The following is a 19,126-nucleotide window of genomic DNA, read 5'->3' as shown; positions in this document are numbered from 1 at the left end:
TGCTCCAGCGCATAAGGGCATCCCGATTTTGCCACCTAGTCCATTAGCCGGCCAAGGCTTACATTGTGGACATGTGTATTACGTTAATCGGACATCGGCGAAGAAATCATGGAACTGAAACGCGCTGGCTCGCAGCCATCAATGAAAGGTCCCGAACAATGGTTCACCGGAACTGTCCGGATCGACCCGCTCAACACCCCGCCGCCGCCCGCGCGAGTGTCTTGCGCCGCCGTGACGTTTGAGCCTGGCGCACGCACAGCGTGGCACACGCATCCGCTCGGTCAAACGCTCCTCGTCACCGCCGGATGCGGCTGGACTCAATGCGAAGGCGAAGAGCGCGTCGAGATCCGCGCAGGCGACGTGATCTGGTGCCCGCCGGGCCACAAACACTGGCATGGCGCAACTGAGACCACGGCGATGACTCACATCGCGATTCAGGAAGCACTCGACGGCAAGAACGTCGAATGGCTCGAGAAAGTCACTGATGAGCAATATCGCAAACCGTAATCGGCAAGCACGCCCGCAAGCACGCCCGCAAGCACGCCTCATATCGCGCCTGGTCGCAGTAGCTTGCGTGGCCGTTTTGCTGGCCGCCTGTACGAATCTGGAAAGGACGAGAAACATGCAAGATTCGCTGACAACCGTTGATTTGAAGTCGGCTTCTCCGGCGTTCGAGCGGTACACCAACCAAACAGTGCTCGACGGATTGTGGAAACGGCCGCAGCTCTCCGCCCGCGATCGGAGCATTGTGACCCTGGCCGTGCTCATCGCCCGCAACCAGACCATTGAGATGCCTTTTCACTTTGGTTTAGCGCTCGATAACGGCGTGACGCCCGCGGAGATCTCGGAAATGATCGCGCATCTGGCTTTCTATTCCGGGTGGGCCAATGCAACGGCTGCTTCCGCGATTGTCAAACGCGTCTTTGATGAACGTAGCATTGGCCCCGACCAACTCTCCCCGGCCGATGTTAAACCTCTGCCGTTGAACGAAGCCGCCGAGAAACAGCGTGCAGAGATGGTTCAGGAGAACTTCGGCGCGGTTGCTCCCGGCGTGGTTCAGTACACGACGGATGCGCTGTTTCGCGATCTTTGGCTGCGTCCCGGACTCGTCCCTCGCGACCGAAGCCTCGTGACCGTAAGCGCTCTCGTCGCCAATGGTCAGGTGGCGCAGATTCCGTATCACCTGAATCGCGCGATGGACAATGGGCTGACCAACGCCGAGGCGTCTGAAATGCTGACACAACTCGCGTTCTACGCTGGTTGGCCGAATGTTTTTTCAGCGATGCCCGTATTCAAAGAGGTGTTGTTGAAGCGGTCGAGCTAAGCGTTCGGCCAAAACGAAGAACGATCAGGCACGGCCTGCAATCTGAACCGGCGCATCCGCGCGAGACCTTTCACCGCGCGGTTGTACCGCCAATCAGAGCGCACCATCCTGCCGACGCTGGCTAGCTCGCTCGATGAACTCGAACACGCCCATGCCGGCGAGCATCGCGGCCACGAAACCCCACGCCTTTGGGAGGCCGGCGCCCAGCGCGACAAGTGCCGGTCCGGGACAAAACCCCGCGAGCCCCCAACCAACGCCGAACACCGCGCTTCCCAGTACAAGTCTCAACGTCACGTTCGCGCTGGCCGGAATCTGCATGGGCAGACCCAGCAGCGACTTCTTGCGACGCTTTGCAAACAGGAACGCTACAGCGCCGACAGCTATCGCTCCTGCCATCACCAATGCAAGTGAAGGGTCCCATCGTCCCGCGAGATCGAGAAATCCCAGCACCTTCGCAGGATTGGCCATGCCAGACACCATCAGGCCCACTCCAAACAGCAGGCCGGACAACATGGCCACGAGCAAACTCATCTCAGCCTCCCAGCAAATGTCTGGACACGAACACGGTCAGAAAACCGGTTGCCATGAAGATTGCCGTCGCGACAAGCGAACGAACGGAGCCCCGCGAGATGCCGCAGACACCGTGGCCGCTCGTGCAACCGCTTGCGTAGCGCGTGCCGATGCCAACCATAAATCCTGCGAGAAGTATCTGGACCCACCCTGCTTCGATATCAGGCGCTATCGGGTCTCCGAGCAGGTTCGCCAGCACAGGTGCACCGATCAACCCTGCAAGAAAAGCGATCCGCCATCCCAGCATCTTGTGTGACCCGCTCAGCAGGCCGCCGAGAATGCCGCTGATGCCCGCAATGCGCCCGTTGAAGAGAACCAGCATCGCCGCTGCGGCGCCAATCATTAGACCTCCCGTCAGGGACAGGCCGGGCGTAAAACTCGCAGTATCAATCGACATGGTCAGTCCTCATCTTCAAGGGGCGCAAAACTGGTCGTAGAGCACGTTCATGACCGCAATCGCCTCCTTGCTCGCGATGGAATAGAAGATGCTCTTGCCCTCGCGGCGTGTTTCGACGAGTTCGTTGTCGCGAAGTACGCCGAGCTGTTGGGAAAGCGTAGGTTGACGTATTCCCAGTTGCTCTTCGAGGTCGCTCACGCACAGCTCGCCTTGCGACAACTGACACATCAGCAGCAACCTGTCGGGATTAGCCAGCACCTTCAGCAGCGCGCAGGCTTTTTCTGCCGAGGCCGGCATCGCCGAAAAGTCGATCGGGACGGACTTCTTCCTCATGTCATCATCCTCTAATTCACACATGTACATTATATTGAACAATATATTGTTCGTGAATAGAATGAACGATCTCTGAGGAGCTCAGCATGCAGCCCACGGTTCAGCCGTACTTCGATCCGGTGACCGGCACGGTCAGTCACGTGGTTTTCCAGTCCGGGCAACTGGAATGCGCGATCGTTGACCCGGTTCTCGACTATGACCCAAAGTCAGGACGCACTGCAACGACGAATGCGGACCGGGTCATCGAGTTCGTGCGCCAGAAAGGCATGCACGTTAAGTGGATACTTGAAACGCACGCCCACATTGGCGACGCCCGTCCCCATCGTGCCTTCCGTGCAGGTCGATATGCGGGCTGGCGATCTGCCTCCTGCCGAGGAAAACGGCACCCGCTGCCTTAAGATTCCCTTAAGCGTGCTTTGATTCGAACGTCAGGTTGGGAAGAGCGCACTGGGTCGGCACGTTCACGATGAGCTCACCGTCCTCAGAAAGCGCTTGCTGCAGACAGCGATAACGGCCCGCACTCAGAGCGAGTTGGCCTTCATGCTCGGCCTGCCTCCGCAATCTCGCTTAACGCCAGATGCTGCAACAGCATGATCGTCTTGCCGTCGACGATCTCTCCACTTCTCACGAGTTGCAAAGCGGTCCCGAGCGGCATTTCGAGCACTTCGAGATCCTCGCCCTCGTCTTCGATGCCCCCGCCATCGTTCACGCGCGTGGACGCGTCGTATTCGCCCAGATAGAAGTAGAGCTTCTCGGTCACTGATCCTGGACTCATGTAAGCCTCGAAGACCTTGCGAATATTGCTCACGCGATACCCGGTCTCCTCCTCTGCTTCGAGGCGTATGCGCTCCTCCGGCGTGGCCATGTCGAGCAGACCGGCGGCCGCCTCGATCAACATGCCGTCGTGCCCGTTCACGAACACGGGCATTCGAAACTGGCGCGTGAGCACGACATTTCCTGTGCGCCGGTTATGCAACAGGATAGTTGCCCCGTTGCCGCGATCGTACGTTTCGCGGCTTTGACGCTGCCACGTACCGTCGCGGCGGAGAAAGTCGAATGTCACCTTTTTCAGCGTGTACCAATCGTCGGAGAGCGTGGTTGACTCGACGATGCGAACCCGGTCTTTCGTTGCGCTCATGGCGTCTCCAGTCGACAGCGAATGGCGCTCATGGTATCGTGCAGTTTCGTGCAATATCAAGATATTTCGTGCACCCCAATGTTAACTACGCAACGTAAGAAAGCTATCCTGGATGCGCTCGCCCGCGATGGCCAGGTGCTCGCGGGAGAGTTGAGCGTTGAATTCGGCGTGTCGGAAGACACCGTTCGCCGGGATCTGCGCGAACTGGCTGCGGAAGGACTATTGCAACGCGTTCACGGCGGCGCCTTGCCCGTTTCTCCGGCGCTCGCACCGTTCGAGGCGCGCCGCGACATTGAAACAGCGGCCAAGCAGCGGATCGCACGGCAAGCGGCCATGATGATTGCGCCCGGACAGACAGCGATCATTGACGGCGGAACCACGTCCGCATTGCTGGTCAAGTCACTGCCCGCTGATCTGCGTGCGACGATTGTCACGCACAGCCCGAGCGTCGCGACGGCGCTCGCTGAGCATCCCTGCGTCGAGGTCATTCTGATCGGCGGCCGGCTCTACAAGCATTCAATCGTTGCCGTTGGCGCCGCTGCTATGGAGGGCATCTCGCGCATCCATGCAGACTGGTACTTCATGGGAGTGACCGGCGTTCATCCACAGGCGGGCCTGAGTACAGGCGATTTCGAGGAAGCCGCGATCAAGCGCGCGCTTGCTGCGCGTGCGGCAGAAACAGTCGTGCTCGCGTCGTCGTCCAAGCTCAACGCGGCGTCGCGGTTCGTCATCGGTGAGATCTCGCTCGCACAGACCATCGTGGTCGAGAAGGACGCCGACCGTGAAGTGATTAAACAGATCAAATCTGCGGGCGTCACAGTCGTGCGTGCGTAGCGGTGCCAACTAACGCCAACCGCACAAGCCTAACGCCGTCTCTCGGCCTTCAAAACAAGCTCGTTTGCGGGCTCGGCGACCAGGCTCCCGGTCGCCCGGGACTGTCAGGCGCTCCCCGCCGGATTGGTGTTGGCGGATGCCGCAACCGCCCACCTAAGCTGCCGCTCCCTGATGCGCAGGTTGATACGGTCAGACGCGAGGCGACCCAACGTGGCCAGCGCGTCACGGTGAGAATGAGGCAGCCTTCTTGGCGCCCGATCGATCACGCACAACGAACCAAGCGCGTAACCCTGGATGTCGCGGATGTTGACGCCTGCATAGAACCGGATGTGCGGCTCGCCTGTCACCAGCGGGTTCTCGGCGAAACGCCGGTCGGCTGTTGCATCTTCGACGACGAACACGTCATCCTGCAGGACAGTGAAGTTGCAAAACGCCCATGAACGGGGCGTCTCTTGCCGGTCGAGGCCCCAATGAGATTTGAACCATTGGCGGTCAGGTGTGAGCAGCGTCAGCAGCGCAATGGGTACCTCGATGATCGTTGCGGCCAGCCGCGTGATTTCGTCGAACGCTTCTTCTTCAGGTGTATCGACGACGCCAGCGGCGGCGACGGCCAGTAGACGCTGCGACTCGTTAGTGGCAGGCTCCCCGCTGACCGGTCCAGTTGCAGTCCGAGCAAGCGCGCCCTTGTCGCTCAGCAACTGGCGCACTTTGCTCTGCAGCGCTTCCGCGGTCCAGTTAGCAGGAAGAATGTGCACGCGGCTGCGTGAAGCCCCCAGGTTAATCAGGTCCTCACCTGTTGCTTCACCCGTCACGACGATACTGGTATGACCGAGCCCCGGATGACTGAGAATCCGTTGAACAATGCGCTGACCGTCGCTGTCGCCGCCACCCAGTTCAAGGACGACGATCATGGGTAAGAGATAGCCGGCAGTGAGCAACGTTCTGAAAGTGTCGGCCTCCACGTGCACCGTGCATTCGGGCGAGAGGCTGAGGGTATCGACGTACCGCTGAAGTTTGTGCTGTGGCGCATGCACCAGAACCAGTGCGGGTCCCTGAATCCTTTCGCGCGCCAGTCGGGCCATGAGATCCATCACGGCGCTGCGGCGCACCCTGCGGTGTCCGCCTGGCGTCTTCCACGAGTCGAGAGCATTTTCTTCAATCCACGTCTGTGCTGTGCGGATTGATACGCCCAGAAGTTCGGCCGCTGCGCGGGTGGTGATGATGGGGTCTTCCATGTCTATTCGTGTTTTGGCCGCGTTGTGGCCGCGTTGTGGCCTTGTTGTGGCCGTAGTGACATTGGCAAGAGGATATGTCATGTGAGCGGTTGACGGGTAGAAGCACCAGTCACCCATTCGGAAAACCGCGAAGGCATCTATTGCGATGCATCTTCTGCACACTCGAGGTCCGCTTCCTGAGAGTCCAGAATCGGGCGCCCTTTTAGCCAGAGGCCGAACTCGCGCATGACTTCGATGACTGGCTTTAGCCGTTCACCGTCACTCGTGATGTCGATACTCGACTTTCACGGGGACCTCTGCAAAGACCGTCCGCTGAATCAGCCCCGCTTGCTCCAGCGCCCGCAAGTCGAGCGTCAACATGCGCTGCGATATGCCCGGCACATCACGGCGAAGCTCATTGAAGCGCTTCGGCCCATCTAGCAGATAGGACACCAGCAGCAAACGCCAGCGTCCACCTAGCAGACGCATGGCCTCTTCGATCGAACATCCCGTTGCACTCTGCCTCATTGCTTTTCTGTCCGGTATAGTTTTTGTACCTATATCACAAACTTCTGCCTTCTTCTTTTTTTAGCCTTTGCGCGGGATACTTCTCGCAACATGATCATTAAAGGAAGACCGCATGAAGCTGTATCACGCGCCTGGAAGCTGTTCGCAAGCAATCTGCATCGTATTGCAGGAGACGGGGCTCAATGCCGATGTCGTCACGGTCGACGCGCGGCGCCATTTGCTGCCAGACGGGACGAGCTATTACGATGTCTCCGAGCTTGGCTACGTGCCGCTTCTGGAATTGCAGGACGGCACATTTCTGCGTGAGGGTACCGTCATCGCCCAGTACCTTGCTGACCAGTCGCCGGAATCGAAACTCGCGCCCGCTCATGGTTCGATTGAACGTTACAGGCTGCTCGAATGGCTCAACTTCCTGAGCACCGAAATCCATAAGGGCTTCATTCCGCTGCTTTATGCGGTGGCTGCAGGAAAGTGGGTCGATACCGCGAGGCCGAAGCTCGAAAGCAGATTCGGCTGGATCGATCGTCAATTAAACGGTAAGCGGTTTTTGATGGGCGACAGCTTTACGATTGCCGATGCTTACCTTTTCGCATTGACAGGATGGGGCACCGCCTCGTGGATGAAATCGGTGTACCACGCGAATATCGATCTCGGTCCGTATCGCCACCTGCAGGCGTGGTATCAGCGAATCAGGGATAGACCGGCCGTCCAGCGGGTGCTGCGGGAAGACGACAGGCTGGCGTGACCCGCTACAAATTCTCTTCGGAGAATGTCGATTTTCGATCATCAGGTTCGTCGTAGGTGTATGTCCCACCCAAAGGAACTCCCATGAGATACCTCGGCCTGGCCTACTTCACCCCCGAAAAATTCGCCGCCATGACACCAGAAGCCGTCAAGGCTCTGGTGAGCCAATGCCCCGCATTAGACGAGAAGATGCGGGCTACCGGCAAGGTTCTGATCTCCGCGTCGCTTGGCGATCTGGACAAATGGAGCACGCTTCGCCCGCTCAGTGGCAAGACGCACGTCACGGACGGGCCCTACACGGAATCGAAGGAAGTCGTGGGCGGCCTGTTCATCATCGAGGCGGATAGCCGTGACGAAGCGTTGCGCATCGCGTCCATGCACCCGGCCGCCACACTGGGCGAAGAAGGCGGATGGGCGGTCGAGCTTATTCCGTTTGATTTCTACCTGGGACCTTGACGGGCTTACCAACACGCGTGAAAGCAGCAAGGGGCGTCGCGGGTCGGAAGCCGGACACCCCACCCTGTTGGCGCACTGGCACTTACCAAGGTATAGCCTTGTTGTAGCGATCCGTGAAGCGCAGACCCGGAACCCCGAAGTTTGCTTCGATCATGTCCACGACAAGCGGAATGCTTTCAGAAATATCCAGCGTCGCATTGCTGCCGCCCATGTCGGTTCGAACCCAGCCCGGCGCCACAAGAAGGAGCGCGCGGCTGTCTTGAGGATGACGTTGCGAGAAGGCTTTCATCAGCATGTTCAAGGCTGCCTTGCTCGAACTGTACAGTTCCCAGAACCCGGCGGAGTTTTCGATGCTTCCGATTTCGGACGACATCACAGCGATTACACCGTTTTCCGCGACGAGGTTGTGGAACATTTCGACGATCCGCATCGGACTGAGCGCATTGGTGAGCATCATGTCGAGAAAGTCGCTTTCGTCCACCTGCAACGGTGTGAGTTCGTTTGCCTTACAAACGCCCGCGTTGACAAATAACACGTCAAGCTTGTGACCATCGAGGCGTTCATAAAGCGCCCTTACCGATTCCAGGTCCACTACGTCTACGGTTTCGGTCGTCACTCTCCCCGAGCATTGCGCCTCCAGTTCTGCCAGCTTTGGAGACGATCCTCGCGACGTGGCGATTACGTTGTACTGGCGTCCACTGAACTCCGACGCAAGCGCCAGGCCGAGTCCGCGGGAAGCACCAATGATTAGTGCGGTTTTGTCAGTTGCCATCGTATGTGCGCTCCTTGAAGAAAAGACTAGCCATGTGTCGTCTCATGGAGACACCGAGCGCGAGTTTTGCGCGTTTGAAGAAGCTACCGCTCACGTGATGTGGAGTCCAGCACGTTGCCGTCATTGCAGAAATGACTGGCTGACATGCTTCAGTTGACGCGAAACGCCCCTCACATCCGGGAGCGCCGTTGCCCAGCAGCTACGCGTTCCGGAAAGAAAAGGCGAGATCAACCGTTGATAAGCGCCTGCGCCCAGTCGGGCGCGCGGAACTTTACATATCCAGTGGATGCGCTGATTAGCGGGACGGAAACGTCGGCGACACCCGCTTCCGCGACAAAGCGGCAACTCGCTACAAGCGGACCAAAGGCTTCATTGCTCTGGGGCTTTCTGTATTTGATCTGCCCTGAACACCGGCTCGCCGCGTGGTGCGACGCTCCCGACGCTCATTCAAGCGGCGTGATTCAGTGCCCGGTGACTTGCCATCTGAGAACTGGGTGCGAGGATAAGGGAGGCATCACCCACGCGCCAGTCGGTCCGAAGTCCCAGCCGACAAAACTGGCCGGGTCGCTCATCTGCGCAGTGGTCAGCCCGTTCGACTCGGGCAGCTGCGGGCCGGTCCCCGCGCTGGCGGTTCGGGTCGTCGTCTGTTTGTCCCAATAGACGTTCGTTGATATCCCTGCGCCAGCCGCTGGGGTGTTGTACGCGGCGATAGCGCCGAAACTGGTTGACGTATCCGGCGGGCTGCAGCAATAACCTTGAACCAGAGCCGCCGCGAACGACTGCTCGATTGTTCCCGAGTTCGAATAGGCGATGCCGCCCGCGCTCACCCCCCCATACGCGATGGCAGTCGAATAGGATTGCGAGACGATTCCGGAGTTGCCGCCAATCAATCCGCCCGCAATGCCATGGTAGCCGGCACTCACGTTTCCGCTTGCGTAGGATTGCAAAACGGTCCCGGTATTGGTACCGACAAGTCCACCCAGAAGACCAGCCGAACCGACGAACGCGCTGCTCGACGAGCGCTCGATCAACCCGTCGTTCCGCCCGACCAGTCCGCCGGTCGTCGCACCTTCGAACGATGCGGTGCCGCGCCAGCCGCTCGTATAGCTGTATGTGATGATGCCCTGGTTCAGCCCGGCCAGAATGCCGAACGCAATTCCTGCTGGAGAGTAGGTATAGGTGCTGAGATTGGCGTTCGTCATCCCGAGATTGCGCACGACTCCTGTCGGACCGATTACACCGAACAGTCCTACCGCCGGCATTAAACCTCGATCGGATTGTGAGAACCTGTCAATCACGTGGCCCAAGCCATCGAACTGACCGGAGAAAGGCGTAGCGGCATTACCGAGCGAAGAGAAAGCGAATGACGTATTGGTTGCGCTCGCGTCGAGATCCTTGCCTAGCGCGTAATTGCCTGCGAGATCGAGCGAGATGTTCTGCAGATCGCTCAATGAATTGACCAGCTTATAGCCGGTTATCTGCGTGACGACGCCGCTATACGGAGCGGCTGTCCATGCTGCATTGGCAAGGTTCGTCCCCGGAGTGTAGCTGCCGTTCATGTCGTAAAACGCACGGACGATGCCGGTACTCTTCGACCAGTCCAGCGTGCCGTTGTTGATGACGCTGCCGCCGTTGTCGACGGCGGATGCGTCGGCGCGCAAGCTCAGATTGCCTGCACCATCGTTCGCGATGGTCGTACCCGCGGCGATCGAGACGTCGTGGTATGCGGCAAGCGTGAGCGAAGCGGGACCGCGCCAGCGCACGCTCGATGCGATACCCAGGTCGCCCGTCGCGCCGTTGGCACCCGTCGTGCTGATATCGACCGAGGTGCCCGAGCTCAGACTGCGCTGCAAAGCATGCGCAGCGTCGCCATCGATCGTAAAGCTTGGCATCGAGAGATTCCACTCACCTGCATTCACCACCGCGTGCCTGCCCAACTCCAGTTGGGCCGCTTGCGTGTCGACGATTCCGCCGCTGCCGTCAGCGTTGCTTGCGGCGATCTTGCCGAGTTGTTCGACACGGCCGCTGTCAGCGACGAGCCATACGTGGCCGTCGCGGCTCGCGGTGCCCGTCGCGCGGATGCGCGTGCCCTTGCCAGCCAACGCATACACGTTGCCGTCGGCGGCCTGCAAGCTGACCTGCGCGGCGGCTATTCGCCCCTTGTTGACGACCGTACCCTGACTGCCTGTCTGCACGAACACCTGCTTGCTGCCGGCAGAGTCTTGCAGCAGCACCTGCTCGCCCGCAGCCAGTTCCGCCGTGCCGTTGAGCGCGGCGACGGTGCCGGCGTTGATGACGTTATGCCGCGCAATCAGGAATACATCGCCGCCGCTCGAACTGATCTTGCCGAGATTGATCACGGCTGCGTTCGAGGTGCCCGATAGCGTGAGCGAGCCGCTGCCCTGCATGAAGGCGTCATTGCAGATGTCCAGCGTCGACGCCACGAAGCGTCCGCCGGTTGCAATAACGCCCGATGGTCCAACGACGATGCCCTGCGGATTGATCACATAGACGCTGCCCGTCGCATTCAGCCTGCCGAATATGGCAGACGGTGAACCGCCCGTCACCCGGTTCAGCGTCGCGCCGGAGCCGTTCTCGAACGTCACGCTGTTGGTCTTGCCGATCGAAAAGCTGTTCCAGTCGATCACCCCGCGCGTTGAACCCGGCTGAGTAATCAGGAGCCCGTTGCCCTGACCTGCTATCGCGCCGGTGCCTGCCACATAAGTGCCGCCTTGTGGAAGGCTGCCCGTCGCGAGTGCCACAGGTGTCAGGGATAGTTCAGTCAGCGAAATGCCGATGGCCAGCAGGAAGCCCGCGTTCGAATCTCGACGCCGCAGTGCGCGTCGCGCAGGCCGAGGTAGTTGAGGACGTGACATACACCCCCTTTTTCCGCCTATCGGTGGAAGGGCTGCAGATGACCAGCAGAGCCGAGCGCAAATGCGTTGGCAACAACGTCTGAAGAATAGCTGCTGGCCCTGCCCACGCCTGCCGATATCTCTGCGTTTTACGCCTTTTGTCGTTGCGGCTGTGGCCGCATTTTCTGTGGCGGCCCTGTCGGCGACTTAATCGGTGTCACGCCAATCGCTCATCGCGAGCATTGAAACGATTCGGCCCGATTGACGTCGCCACCTACGTACCGCGGCCACTCGGGGTAGTCGCACAGCGGCCGCGTGCGGCCAGGCACGCCAGCGGTATCGGTCGTTACCTGCGCGACAGGGGCCTTGCCTCTCTCGGCCCACTGCTCGAGCGCGGACAGTGAATCCCAGGTCGCGTTGAAGGTACTGCTCACCGCATGGCCCATTCCTGCAATCTCGTAGAAGCGTACGAAGGAATCGACTTGACGGATGCCGAACTGCTCTTGTAGCCGCCGATAGTATTCCTCGGTCGCGCGCGTACTGACCAGAACATCGGCTAATCCATGCACCAGTAGCAACTTCCCGCCGTGCCTCCTGAAAGCCGAGATGTCCGTGCTTGCATCGAGCTGCGAACTCAGTTCGCTAATACGGTTCGCCCACACGCCGGGCTGCTCGGGGTCGATCGAGAGTGAATTGAAGTCAGGGTCGCGCGTCACGGCGTACTTGAACCACTGGTCGGTTAGAACGCTGATGTATGGCGCCCTTGCAGGCATGGGATTGGCCGGCTGGGACGTTCCGAAAGCGAGAAACGTGACCACGGGCTCGACTGGCGAACTCCGTGTGGTGATGCCCAGGTCCGCTCCCCAGACGTTGTATCCGGGGTATTGAGTTTCGCCGCTCACGAGCCGGAAGCGAAAATGCGTCGTCGAGTTTATTGTTTTCAGAGCCTCGATTTGTGGGTCCGAAAGGCAATTGTCGCCGGTGTCCGCGCCGTTCCGGCAACGCAGCGGAGCGCCGTTCAACGTAGCGGTAACCGGATCGAACCGGGCGTTACACTGCTGCTGGTCGCTGATAAGCCCGTCGGCAACGCCGTCGAGCGAGTCGCATGCCTGCATCGCCGCGTCGTACAGCGCTTTGCGTTTGCCAACGGAGGGGTAGGCACCGGGTTTCGCGAGCGCACGGTTCATGCGTTGACCGCCGAGCAGCGCGGCAGCGTCGTCCCATGCGGGATACCATGCAATCGCACCGTCCCAATCGGACGGCCAGCGCTGAATCGCTGTCACGGCTTCGCGGCCGCCCGTCGATCCGCCGGCGAAATAAGCCTTATGCGGCCAATGCCCATACCGCGCCTTGATGATGGCGAGCGCCGCGTCGTGCGTTTTCTTCAACGCGTCACCGCCAAAATTTCTCACTGCCTCGTCGTTCAAGCCGAAGCGTCCGTCCTGTGAGCCGAGCGCGTTGGCCTGATGGCCCGAGTCGCTCGCAAAGGTTGCGTAGCCGCGGCCAAGCGGCACCAGTTCGTCGACCGGGCCGTTCGGTACGTTCCCCGTTATGTCGGGGATGGTGCCGTCGAAACCACCACCGCCGAACATGACGATCTTGCCGTTCCATTGCGCAGGCAGTCCGACCTTGAACTGGATGTCGGGCGCGGATCTGTCGAGCGGAGATATCTTGCCTGTGACCTCGCAGTAATCCGGTAAAGCTTTTGCGCCAGTCCCGCTCGCAGCAACCGGCTTGACGGAAACCACGGTCGCGCCGGAAGTGGACAAGCCGATTTCGAATGGAGGGACGACAAAGCCTTGAAGACGTTCGCAGGCGGCTACGGGCCCCGCGGGCGGTCTCGCGGCGCCGGTGGCTGCCGAGGCCGCCGATGTCATCCAGAACGCGCCCACGGCCGCTATCTTCAAGATACGAGTATCAAGTGAAATCATGCTGTCTCCGATATGAGAACGCCATACTCGCCGTCTGGGCGCTCGCCTCGCCACACGCATCGATAACGCTTTCACCACAGCCAGATTCAGATCGCGTTGCCGCCGCCGGGGCTCCACTCACGCCACATTCGACAATTTAACGGCGTCGAATATTTATTTCGTATATCTAACTATGATCTCGTGCGCTTATGCCGAACGCACGGCCCTGCGCGCGACATTGGTGCGCCGCGTCATGCCTATGAACGATCGCAGCCCGATCCGACGGACTGTTGTGCGAGTGATAGTAGTGTGGATGCAGTTCGCCACGTAAGGTCTTTTCCGGACAGCCAGTGTCCTTCAGAGACATTTCGTGTAGACAGGAAGTGTTGTCGACCAGACGCCGGTGTCTGGCTTCGAGGTTGAACGGAGCCTGCACTAATGGAGAAGCGACAGGTCCATACGACGCAAGCGGTCCCGACTGGCACCGTACACGGTGCCAGTGGGAGCAGCATGACGTTCAACAGCCCGATTGCGGGATTGCGCGCGATACAGAGCTTCGGATGTAGAAAGGCCGGCGCCCCTTCAACGCAGTTTTCTTACCCGAGCAAGCAAAGCGGCCCCACCTCGAATTGCGCTATCCAGCACACGCCTCGCGCAGCGCCTGTAAGAAGCGCACGTATGCCGTTGCTCCGGGGTCCGCATGGCCGATGCTTCGTTCCTGCACCCACGCGGCACGGCCTTTTTTCGATTGAATGGAGGCCGTCGCGGTGACGCCTTCCTGCGCCGTCGCGATCATCGCGTCGAGAAGCTCGACGGCGCTGCCTTGCGATGCCTCCAGCGTATCGAGGCTCGGCAGCAGCGCATCGAGCACCGTCTTGTCGCCGAGCTGACTCTTGCCGCGTTCGACGATGCGAGCCGCCACCGCGCGCCCAATCGCCAGCGCTTCGGCGCGCCCCATCCCTTGTACTCCGGGCACCGCCTTGGCAGCAGCAAGCAGACCGCCGCCCACGAGCGCCGCGAACGTGGACGGGTTGGCGGTCGAGAAGGCCTTGCCCGCGGCCAGCAGCACATCGCTGAGCGATGCGCCGTCGGGCAATGCGGCAAGCGCATTGACGACCGCTGCCGATCCCGCGCGAACCGTGATGCCGAGATCGCCATCGCCCAAGGCGGCATCGAGGTCGCGCAGTTCGTCGGCGTGAGCGGGAAGCGCATTCAATGCGCGCGTCAGAAACTCGCGCAGTTCGTTGTTGGATACACTCATCGCATGCCTCGTCAGGATGGCGTGCCGTCGCGGAAGAACGGCGAATTTGCCGGTGCTTCGAGCAGCGCCTGAAGTTCGTCGTCGAGCAGCATCACAGTGATGGATGCGCCCGCCATCTCGAGACTCGTCACATATTCGCCCACATACGAGCGCGCCACCTTCAATCCGCGATCCGCGATAAGTCGCGCCGAACGTCGATAGAGCAGATAGAGCTCTTCCAACGGCGTCGCGCCGAGTCCGTTGACGAGTAACGCGACGCGTGAACCTTTCTCCGCATCCAGATCGTCGAGAATCTCACGCGTGATGCGCTCGGCAATGGCATCCGCGGATTCGAGGCTGCCGCGGTGCGTGCCGGGCTCGCCATGAATGCCAATGCCGATCTCCATCTCGCCTTCGGGCAGGGTGAAGGTCGGTTTGCCGGCAGCGGGCAGGATCGTCGGCGACAGGCCCACGCCCATGGTGCGGCAATTGGCATTGGCCTTGCCGCAGATACGCGCCACTTCGTCCAGTGAGTCGCCGCGTTCCGCCGCGGCGCCCGCGCATTTGAAGGCGAACAGCATGCCGGCCACGCCGCGCCGGTCCGCGGCACGTTCCTTGGGCGCGGAGGCCACGTCGTCGGTCAGCACGACCGTCTGGATCTCGATGCCGTCCGGCTCGGCCAGGTCGGCCGCGAGATCGAAGTTGAGCACATCGCCACCGTAGTTCCCATACACGTAGAGCACACCGGCGCCGCCATTCACAGCTTTCGTCGCTTCCAGTATCTGCTCGGCAGACGGCGATGAAAAAACGTTGCCCACCGCGACGCCGCTGCACAAACCCTCGCCCACGTAGCCGAGAAAGCCCGGCAGATGACCCGAGCCGCCGCCCGTCACGATGCCCACGCGCCCCGCTTTCGGCGCGTCCTTGCGTACCAGCGCCCGCTTGTCCGCAGTTGCGCTTTTGATCCATGCCGGATGCGCGATAAGCAGGCCTTCGATGATTTCATCGACAAAGGCATCGGGTTCGTTGATGATTTTTTTCATGTCGTGCTCCTCCGGTTCGGGGTGCTTTCACAGAATGCAAAAAGACGCTCACTGCTTGCGTCGCTGACTGAGCGCATCCAGCAGGACAGCCGCGAATATGACGCCGCCCTGTATGAACTGCGTCCAGAAGGGATTCACGCCGAGCAGCGACAATCCCACATTGATCACGCCGATGAGCACGACGCCGATGAACGTTCCCACAATCGACCCGCGTCCTCCGGCAAGCGAGGTCCCGCCAATCACGACAGCGGCGATCACCTGCAACTCCAGCCCGTTGGCTGCGGAAGGCAACGCGGAATTGAGCCGCCCCGCAAGGACGATCCCGGCAATTGCGGCCGTCACGCCGGCCAGCATGTAAGTGAGGAACACGACGCGATGCACCGGGATACCCGCGAGACGCGCGGCTTCCTGATTGCCGCCCACCGCGAACACCTGATGGCCGAACGTGGTCTTTCGCAACAACACATGACCTATGACGAAGATCACGAGCATGACGATCATCGGCATCGGCAAGCCGGCGACCGTCTTTGCGCCGAATGCCGTGAAGGCATTCGGAAAATCGAACTTGGTGCGGCCATCCGAAATGGCGAGAGTCAAACCGCGCGCCATGGCCATCATCGCCAGTGTGACGATGAAGGGCACGAGCCGCAGCCACGCAACCGCGAGACCGTTCAATGCGCCTGCCGCAGCGCCGACCGCGAGCGCCGCGCAAAGCCCCGCAATGCCGAGGCCGATCGCCCCCGGACTCGACCCGGCCATGACAGTCGCAGCGACCATGCCCGTCAACGCGACGAGCGAACCGACCGAGAGATCGATTCCCGACGTAATGATGACGAAGGTCCCGCCCACCGCCGCAATGCCGACCACCGACACCTGCACCATGATGTTGGTCAGCGTACTGGTCGTCAGAAACTCGGGCGATGCAATCGACAAAGCAATACAGATGATGACGAGCGCGGCGAACAGTGGCCCGATCCCGCTTCTCAATTGGCGGATCACGCGGCGCGACAGCGCCTCCGTATCCGCACGGTTGGCTGCCGTGGAGGTCATGCGCCTGCTCCTGTTGTAGCCCATTGAATGACAGCTTCCGAATGCGCTTTTTCGCGCGGAATTTCCGTCACGATGCTGCCGCGATACATCACGAGCACGCGATCCGACATGCCGAGCAGCTCCGGCAATTCGGAACTCACCATGACGACCGCACCGCCCGCCCGCGCCATGGCCACCATATGCGCGTAGATTTCCGTCTTCGCCCCTACGTCAATGCCGCGCGTCGGCTCGTCGAGCATGATGACGACGGGCTGGGTTGCGGTGGCGCGCCCGAGAATCACTTTTTGCTGATTGCCGCCCGACAGCGTGCGCGTGACCTGCAGGACCGAAGACGCCCGCACGCCGAATCGTGTGCTGGCATCTCGCGCCAGCTTGCGCTTCCTCGCACCGCTAACAAATCCGCCGTTCGCCAGCGCTTTAAGGCTGGACAGTGCAATGTTTTCTTCGATGTTGGCATCGAGCACGAGCCCCTCGAGCTTGCGATCCTCCGACGTGTACACGAGCCCGTGACGCACGCCTTCGGTCGGCGAGTGATTCGCGATCTTTTTGCCTTTGATGAGTATCTCGCCGCCCGTCGCCGGCAGCGCGCCGAAAATCGTCTTGAGCAGTTCGGTGCGCCCCGCGCCCGCAATTCCCGCGATACCGACAATCTCTCCCGCCCGCACATTGAAGCTCGCATTGCGCAGCAGAGGCGCGCTGACGAGGTTACGGACTTCGAGCACGACATCGCCGTATTCGCGCGGCTCCCAGGGGTAGAACGACTCCAGATTGCGCGCGACCATCGCCTGCACGAGTGCGGCTTCGGTCCATTCCGACATGGGACGCGCACCGACAGTGGCGCCGTCGCGCATCACGACCGCCGAATCGGCGAGTTCGAACACTTCTTCAAGATGATGTGAAATAAAGATGATGCCCATGCCCGCCGCTCGCAGCCTGCGCACCACGGCATACAGATTGACGATGTCCTGACTTTGCAGCGCCGCGGTCGGCTCATCCATGACGAGGATGCGCGCATCGCGTGTAATGGCTTTCGCCACTTCGACCAGTTGGCGTTTGTTGAGCGGCAGATCGCCGAGGCGCATCCACGGCGGCACGTTGTCGAGGCCCACACGCGCGAGCGCCTCCCGTGCGAGCTGATTCGCCTCGCGCTGCATGATGAAACCCTTGCGCGCAGGCATGCGGCCGAGAAGCAGATTCTCCGCGACCGTCATGTCGTTGATCAGCGAGAGTTCCTGATAGATGACGGCGACCCCGGCATCTATCGCTGCATTGGTGCCGCGCGCAAGCGGCACTCCGTCGATTTCGATCGTGCCTTCGTCTGGCTCGTACGCGCCGGACAGCGTCTTGACGAGCGACGACTTGCCAGCGCCGTTCTCGCCGACGATCGCCATGACGTGCCCCGCCTGCAATTCAAGGCTCACGCCGCGCAAGGCCTTCACGCCCGGAAAACTCTTGACGATGCCCTGCATGCGCAGCAACGGCACGGATCTGTTCACGGGCGCGGGCTCCCGTTCTTCGGCTTGCACTGTCATGTCGCCTCTTTCCGTTTGCGGGCTGCGCGCTGTCCGATGCGACGCAGCCCGCGGCCTGTCTTACTGTTTGACTTCCTCAGACCACAGCCCGTATTTCTTCGTCGCATCCGAATCGATATTCGACTTGTCGATCAGCAGCGTCGGCCACGCATAATTCGCCGGCACCTCTTTCTTCGCGCTGTAGTCGGCGACGAATTGCAGCGACTTCGCCGCCATCTGAATCGGGTTCTGCGAGATGGTCGCGTCCTGCTTGCCGGCACGAATCGCCGACAGCGCCTGCGCGGTACCGTCCGCACCGATGACCAGAATGTGCTGCTTGTCGCCGAGCGGCTTATAGCGGCCGGCATTGTCGATCGCTTTTTCCGCGCCGACCGTGTTGTCGTCGTTGGCGCCGAACACCGCGTCGATCTGCGGATACTTCTGCAGGATATTGGTCATTGCGTTGAGGGACTTCTCCTGATCGAACGCGCCTTCCTGACGAGCGACCACCTTGATGTCGGGATATTTGGCGATCTCGTCGCTAAAGCCTTTCTCGCGATCGGTGGCGGCCGTCGTGCCGACGAGCCCGATCAGATCGACCACGTTGCCTTTGGCGGAGCCGTAGCGCTTCGTCAACTGGTCGGCAATCCATTTGGCCGCCGTCTGCCCCAGCGCGACGTTATCCGATGCAACGAAAGACGTGACCTTGCCGCCGTCCGAACCGCGATCCAGCATGAACACCGGAATGTTCATCGAATTGGCTTTTTCGACGGCGGGAATAATGGCCTTGGAATCGATTGGATTGAGCACGAGCGCTGTCACGCCCTGGCTCAGAAGATTGATCGCGTCGTTCACCTGCTGCTGCGCGTCGCCATTCGCATTGGTTTGCACGAGGTCGAAGCCCTGCTCTTTAGCGCCCTTCTCCACGCCAGCCTTCAGGCCGACAAAGAAAGCGTTATTGAGCGTAGAAACGGAAAATCCAACTTTTGTCTTGCCGCCCGACGCGTTGGCCACGGGCGCGCTGGCCGGCGCGCTCGCGGCCTGGCCCGAAGTGGTGCTGGTCGAGCTGTTGTCGCTTTTGGAACAACCGGCAAGCGCGGCTGCCGCACACAGCAGCACCGCACAGGTCGGCTTACCCAATACGTCCCATCCGTCGAATCTTGCTGAACTCCAGGCCATAGTCGTCTCCGTTGTAGATTATTCACTG

The 19,126-nt window shown here is 60.6% G+C and carries 18 protein-coding genes and 2 pseudogenes; 6 read left to right on the top strand and 14 right to left on the bottom strand.

Going from position 1 to position 19,126, the window contains the following annotated elements:
* The first annotated feature begins 108 nt into the window (after positions 1–108).
* The gene (locus ACTJLB_RS25550; RefSeq protein ID WP_440784883.1) at positions 109–507 is read left to right on the top strand and encodes a (R)-mandelonitrile lyase; all 399 of its coding nucleotides are present in this window, start codon (positions 109–111) and stop codon (positions 505–507) included.
* A gap of 115 nt (positions 508–622) precedes the next feature.
* Complete coding sequence (locus ACTJLB_RS25545; protein WP_440784882.1) at positions 623–1,324, top strand: carboxymuconolactone decarboxylase family protein; 702 nt, start codon at positions 623–625, stop codon at positions 1,322–1,324.
* 93 nt (positions 1,325–1,417) lie between these two features.
* Here the strand turns inward: ACTJLB_RS25545 and ACTJLB_RS25540 are convergent, their stop codons facing one another.
* The 3 genes from ACTJLB_RS25540 to ACTJLB_RS25530 are packed head-to-tail and all read right to left on the bottom strand — an operon-like array spanning position 1,418 to position 2,624.
* On the bottom strand, positions 1,418–1,855 hold the full coding sequence (locus tag ACTJLB_RS25540) for a DUF6691 family protein (RefSeq protein ID WP_440784881.1): 438 nt from the start codon (positions 1,853–1,855) through the stop codon (positions 1,418–1,420).
* 1 nt (position 1,856) lies between these two features.
* On the bottom strand, positions 1,857–2,291 hold the full coding sequence (locus ACTJLB_RS25535) for a YeeE/YedE family protein (protein WP_408130719.1): 435 nt from the start codon (positions 2,289–2,291) through the stop codon (positions 1,857–1,859).
* 15 nt (positions 2,292–2,306) lie between these two features.
* Positions 2,307–2,624, bottom strand: a complete 318-nt coding sequence (locus tag ACTJLB_RS25530; protein WP_440784880.1) for a metalloregulator ArsR/SmtB family transcription factor — start codon at positions 2,622–2,624, stop codon at positions 2,307–2,309.
* An 86-nt stretch (positions 2,625–2,710) separates the two neighbouring features.
* Between ACTJLB_RS25530 and ACTJLB_RS25525 the strand changes: the two are divergent.
* Positions 2,711–2,926: pseudogene (locus ACTJLB_RS25525) on the top strand (MBL fold metallo-hydrolase); the annotation flags it as partial.
* 236 nt (positions 2,927–3,162) lie between these two features.
* Here the strand turns inward: ACTJLB_RS25525 and ACTJLB_RS25520 are convergent.
* The gene (locus tag ACTJLB_RS25520; protein WP_020067722.1) at positions 3,163–3,762 is read right to left on the bottom strand and encodes an NUDIX domain-containing protein; all 600 of its coding nucleotides are present in this window, start codon (positions 3,760–3,762) and stop codon (positions 3,163–3,165) included.
* A 78-nt stretch (positions 3,763–3,840) separates the two neighbouring features.
* On the opposite strand from ACTJLB_RS25520, the gene ACTJLB_RS25515 reads away from it, so the two are divergent.
* Positions 3,841–4,596, top strand: coding sequence for a DeoR/GlpR family DNA-binding transcription regulator (locus ACTJLB_RS25515; protein WP_310066903.1), 756 nt, complete (start codon positions 3,841–3,843; stop codon positions 4,594–4,596).
* A gap of 104 nt (positions 4,597–4,700) precedes the next feature.
* Here ACTJLB_RS25515 and ACTJLB_RS25510 read toward each other — a convergent pair whose 3' ends face one another.
* On the bottom strand, positions 4,701–5,831 hold the full coding sequence (locus ACTJLB_RS25510) for a GAF domain-containing protein (protein ID WP_440784879.1): 1,131 nt from the start codon (positions 5,829–5,831) through the stop codon (positions 4,701–4,703).
* A gap of 137 nt (positions 5,832–5,968) precedes the next feature.
* A pseudogene (locus ACTJLB_RS25505) lies at positions 5,969–6,338 on the bottom strand (winged helix-turn-helix transcriptional regulator).
* A gap of 112 nt (positions 6,339–6,450) precedes the next feature.
* On the opposite strand from ACTJLB_RS25505, the gene ACTJLB_RS25500 reads away from it, so the two are divergent.
* On the top strand, positions 6,451–7,083 hold the full coding sequence (locus ACTJLB_RS25500; RefSeq protein WP_440784878.1) for a glutathione binding-like protein: 633 nt from the start codon (positions 6,451–6,453) through the stop codon (positions 7,081–7,083).
* Between the two features lie 83 nt (positions 7,084–7,166).
* Entirely contained in the window at positions 7,167–7,538 is a 372-nt protein-coding gene (locus ACTJLB_RS25495; protein WP_088176389.1) for a YciI family protein, read from the top strand.
* An 82-nt stretch (positions 7,539–7,620) separates the two neighbouring features.
* On the opposite strand, the gene ACTJLB_RS25490 is transcribed toward ACTJLB_RS25495, so the two are convergent.
* The 8 genes from ACTJLB_RS25490 to ACTJLB_RS25455 all read right to left on the bottom strand — a co-directional run bounded on the left by ACTJLB_RS25490 (position 7,621) and on the right by ACTJLB_RS25455 (position 19,098).
* Complete coding sequence (locus ACTJLB_RS25490) at positions 7,621–8,310, bottom strand: SDR family NAD(P)-dependent oxidoreductase (RefSeq protein WP_440784876.1); 690 nt, start codon at positions 8,308–8,310, stop codon at positions 7,621–7,623.
* A 461-nt stretch (positions 8,311–8,771) separates the two neighbouring features.
* Positions 8,772–11,186, bottom strand: a complete 2,415-nt coding sequence (locus tag ACTJLB_RS25485) for a two-partner secretion domain-containing protein (RefSeq protein ID WP_440784875.1) — start codon at positions 11,184–11,186, stop codon at positions 8,772–8,774.
* A gap of 209 nt (positions 11,187–11,395) precedes the next feature.
* The gene (locus ACTJLB_RS25480) at positions 11,396–13,096 is read right to left on the bottom strand and encodes a tannase/feruloyl esterase family alpha/beta hydrolase (protein ID WP_440784874.1); all 1,701 of its coding nucleotides are present in this window, start codon (positions 13,094–13,096) and stop codon (positions 11,396–11,398) included.
* A 613-nt stretch (positions 13,097–13,709) separates the two neighbouring features.
* Entirely contained in the window at positions 13,710–14,336 is a 627-nt protein-coding gene (locus tag ACTJLB_RS25475; RefSeq protein ID WP_440784873.1) for a DAK2 domain-containing protein, read from the bottom strand.
* Positions 14,337–14,347: 11 nt separating this feature from the next.
* Positions 14,348–15,358: a dihydroxyacetone kinase subunit DhaK gene (locus ACTJLB_RS25470; protein WP_440784872.1), complete on the bottom strand. Its 1,011-nt coding sequence runs from the start codon at positions 15,356–15,358 to the stop codon at positions 14,348–14,350.
* A gap of 48 nt (positions 15,359–15,406) precedes the next feature.
* Positions 15,407–16,408, bottom strand: coding sequence for an ABC transporter permease (locus ACTJLB_RS25465; protein ID WP_020067733.1), 1,002 nt, complete (start codon positions 16,406–16,408; stop codon positions 15,407–15,409).
* Positions 16,405–17,940 (bottom strand): sugar ABC transporter ATP-binding protein, encoded by a 1,536-nt coding sequence (locus ACTJLB_RS25460; protein WP_440784871.1) that lies wholly within the window; start codon positions 17,938–17,940, stop codon positions 16,405–16,407. Before ACTJLB_RS25460 ends, ACTJLB_RS25465 begins: the two co-directional genes overlap by 4 nt.
* 60 nt (positions 17,941–18,000) lie before the next feature.
* Entirely contained in the window at positions 18,001–19,098 is a 1,098-nt protein-coding gene (locus tag ACTJLB_RS25455; RefSeq protein WP_020067735.1) for a sugar ABC transporter substrate-binding protein, read from the bottom strand.
* Positions 19,099–19,126 lie beyond the last annotated feature (28 nt).

Source organism: Paraburkholderia sp. 22098 (assembly GCF_052045935.1).
GTDB lineage: Bacteria > Pseudomonadota > Gammaproteobacteria > Burkholderiales > Burkholderiaceae > Paraburkholderia > Paraburkholderia caledonica.
Note: the sequence above shows the minus strand (reverse complement) of the source record. Positions and strands in the feature narration are given on the sequence as shown.

Coding starts and splice junctions, on each gene's coding strand:
- ACTJLB_RS25550 (WP_440784883.1), top strand. CDS start 109: ATGGAACTGAAACGCGCTGGCTCGCAGCCATCAATGAAAGGTCCCGAA.
- ACTJLB_RS25545 (WP_440784882.1), top strand. CDS start 623: ATGCAAGATTCGCTGACAACCGTTGATTTGAAGTCGGCTTCTCCGGCG.
- ACTJLB_RS25540 (WP_440784881.1), bottom strand. CDS start 1,855: ATGAGTTTGCTCGTGGCCATGTTGTCCGGCCTGCTGTTTGGAGTGGGC.
- ACTJLB_RS25535 (WP_408130719.1), bottom strand. CDS start 2,291: ATGTCGATTGATACTGCGAGTTTTACGCCCGGCCTGTCCCTGACGGGA.
- ACTJLB_RS25530 (WP_440784880.1), bottom strand. CDS start 2,624: ATGAGGAAGAAGTCCGTCCCGATCGACTTTTCGGCGATGCCGGCCTCG.
- ACTJLB_RS25520 (WP_020067722.1), bottom strand. CDS start 3,762: ATGAGCGCAACGAAAGACCGGGTTCGCATCGTCGAGTCAACCACGCTC.
- ACTJLB_RS25515 (WP_310066903.1), top strand. CDS start 3,841: ATGTTAACTACGCAACGTAAGAAAGCTATCCTGGATGCGCTCGCCCGC.
- ACTJLB_RS25510 (WP_440784879.1), bottom strand. CDS start 5,831: ATGGAAGACCCCATCATCACCACCCGCGCAGCGGCCGAACTTCTGGGC.
- ACTJLB_RS25500 (WP_440784878.1), top strand. CDS start 6,451: ATGAAGCTGTATCACGCGCCTGGAAGCTGTTCGCAAGCAATCTGCATC.
- ACTJLB_RS25495 (WP_088176389.1), top strand. CDS start 7,167: ATGAGATACCTCGGCCTGGCCTACTTCACCCCCGAAAAATTCGCCGCC.
- ACTJLB_RS25490 (WP_440784876.1), bottom strand. CDS start 8,310: ATGGCAACTGACAAAACCGCACTAATCATTGGTGCTTCCCGCGGACTC.
- ACTJLB_RS25485 (WP_440784875.1), bottom strand. CDS start 11,186: ATGTCACGTCCTCAACTACCTCGGCCTGCGCGACGCGCACTGCGGCGT.
- ACTJLB_RS25480 (WP_440784874.1), bottom strand. CDS start 13,096: ATGATTTCACTTGATACTCGTATCTTGAAGATAGCGGCCGTGGGCGCG.
- ACTJLB_RS25475 (WP_440784873.1), bottom strand. CDS start 14,336: ATGAGTGTATCCAACAACGAACTGCGCGAGTTTCTGACGCGCGCATTG.
- ACTJLB_RS25470 (WP_440784872.1), bottom strand. CDS start 15,358: ATGAAAAAAATCATCAACGAACCCGATGCCTTTGTCGATGAAATCATC.
- ACTJLB_RS25465 (WP_020067733.1), bottom strand. CDS start 16,408: ATGACCTCCACGGCAGCCAACCGTGCGGATACGGAGGCGCTGTCGCGC.
- ACTJLB_RS25460 (WP_440784871.1), bottom strand. CDS start 17,940: ATGACAGTGCAAGCCGAAGAACGGGAGCCCGCGCCCGTGAACAGATCC.
- ACTJLB_RS25455 (WP_020067735.1), bottom strand. CDS start 19,098: ATGGCCTGGAGTTCAGCAAGATTCGACGGATGGGACGTATTGGGTAAG.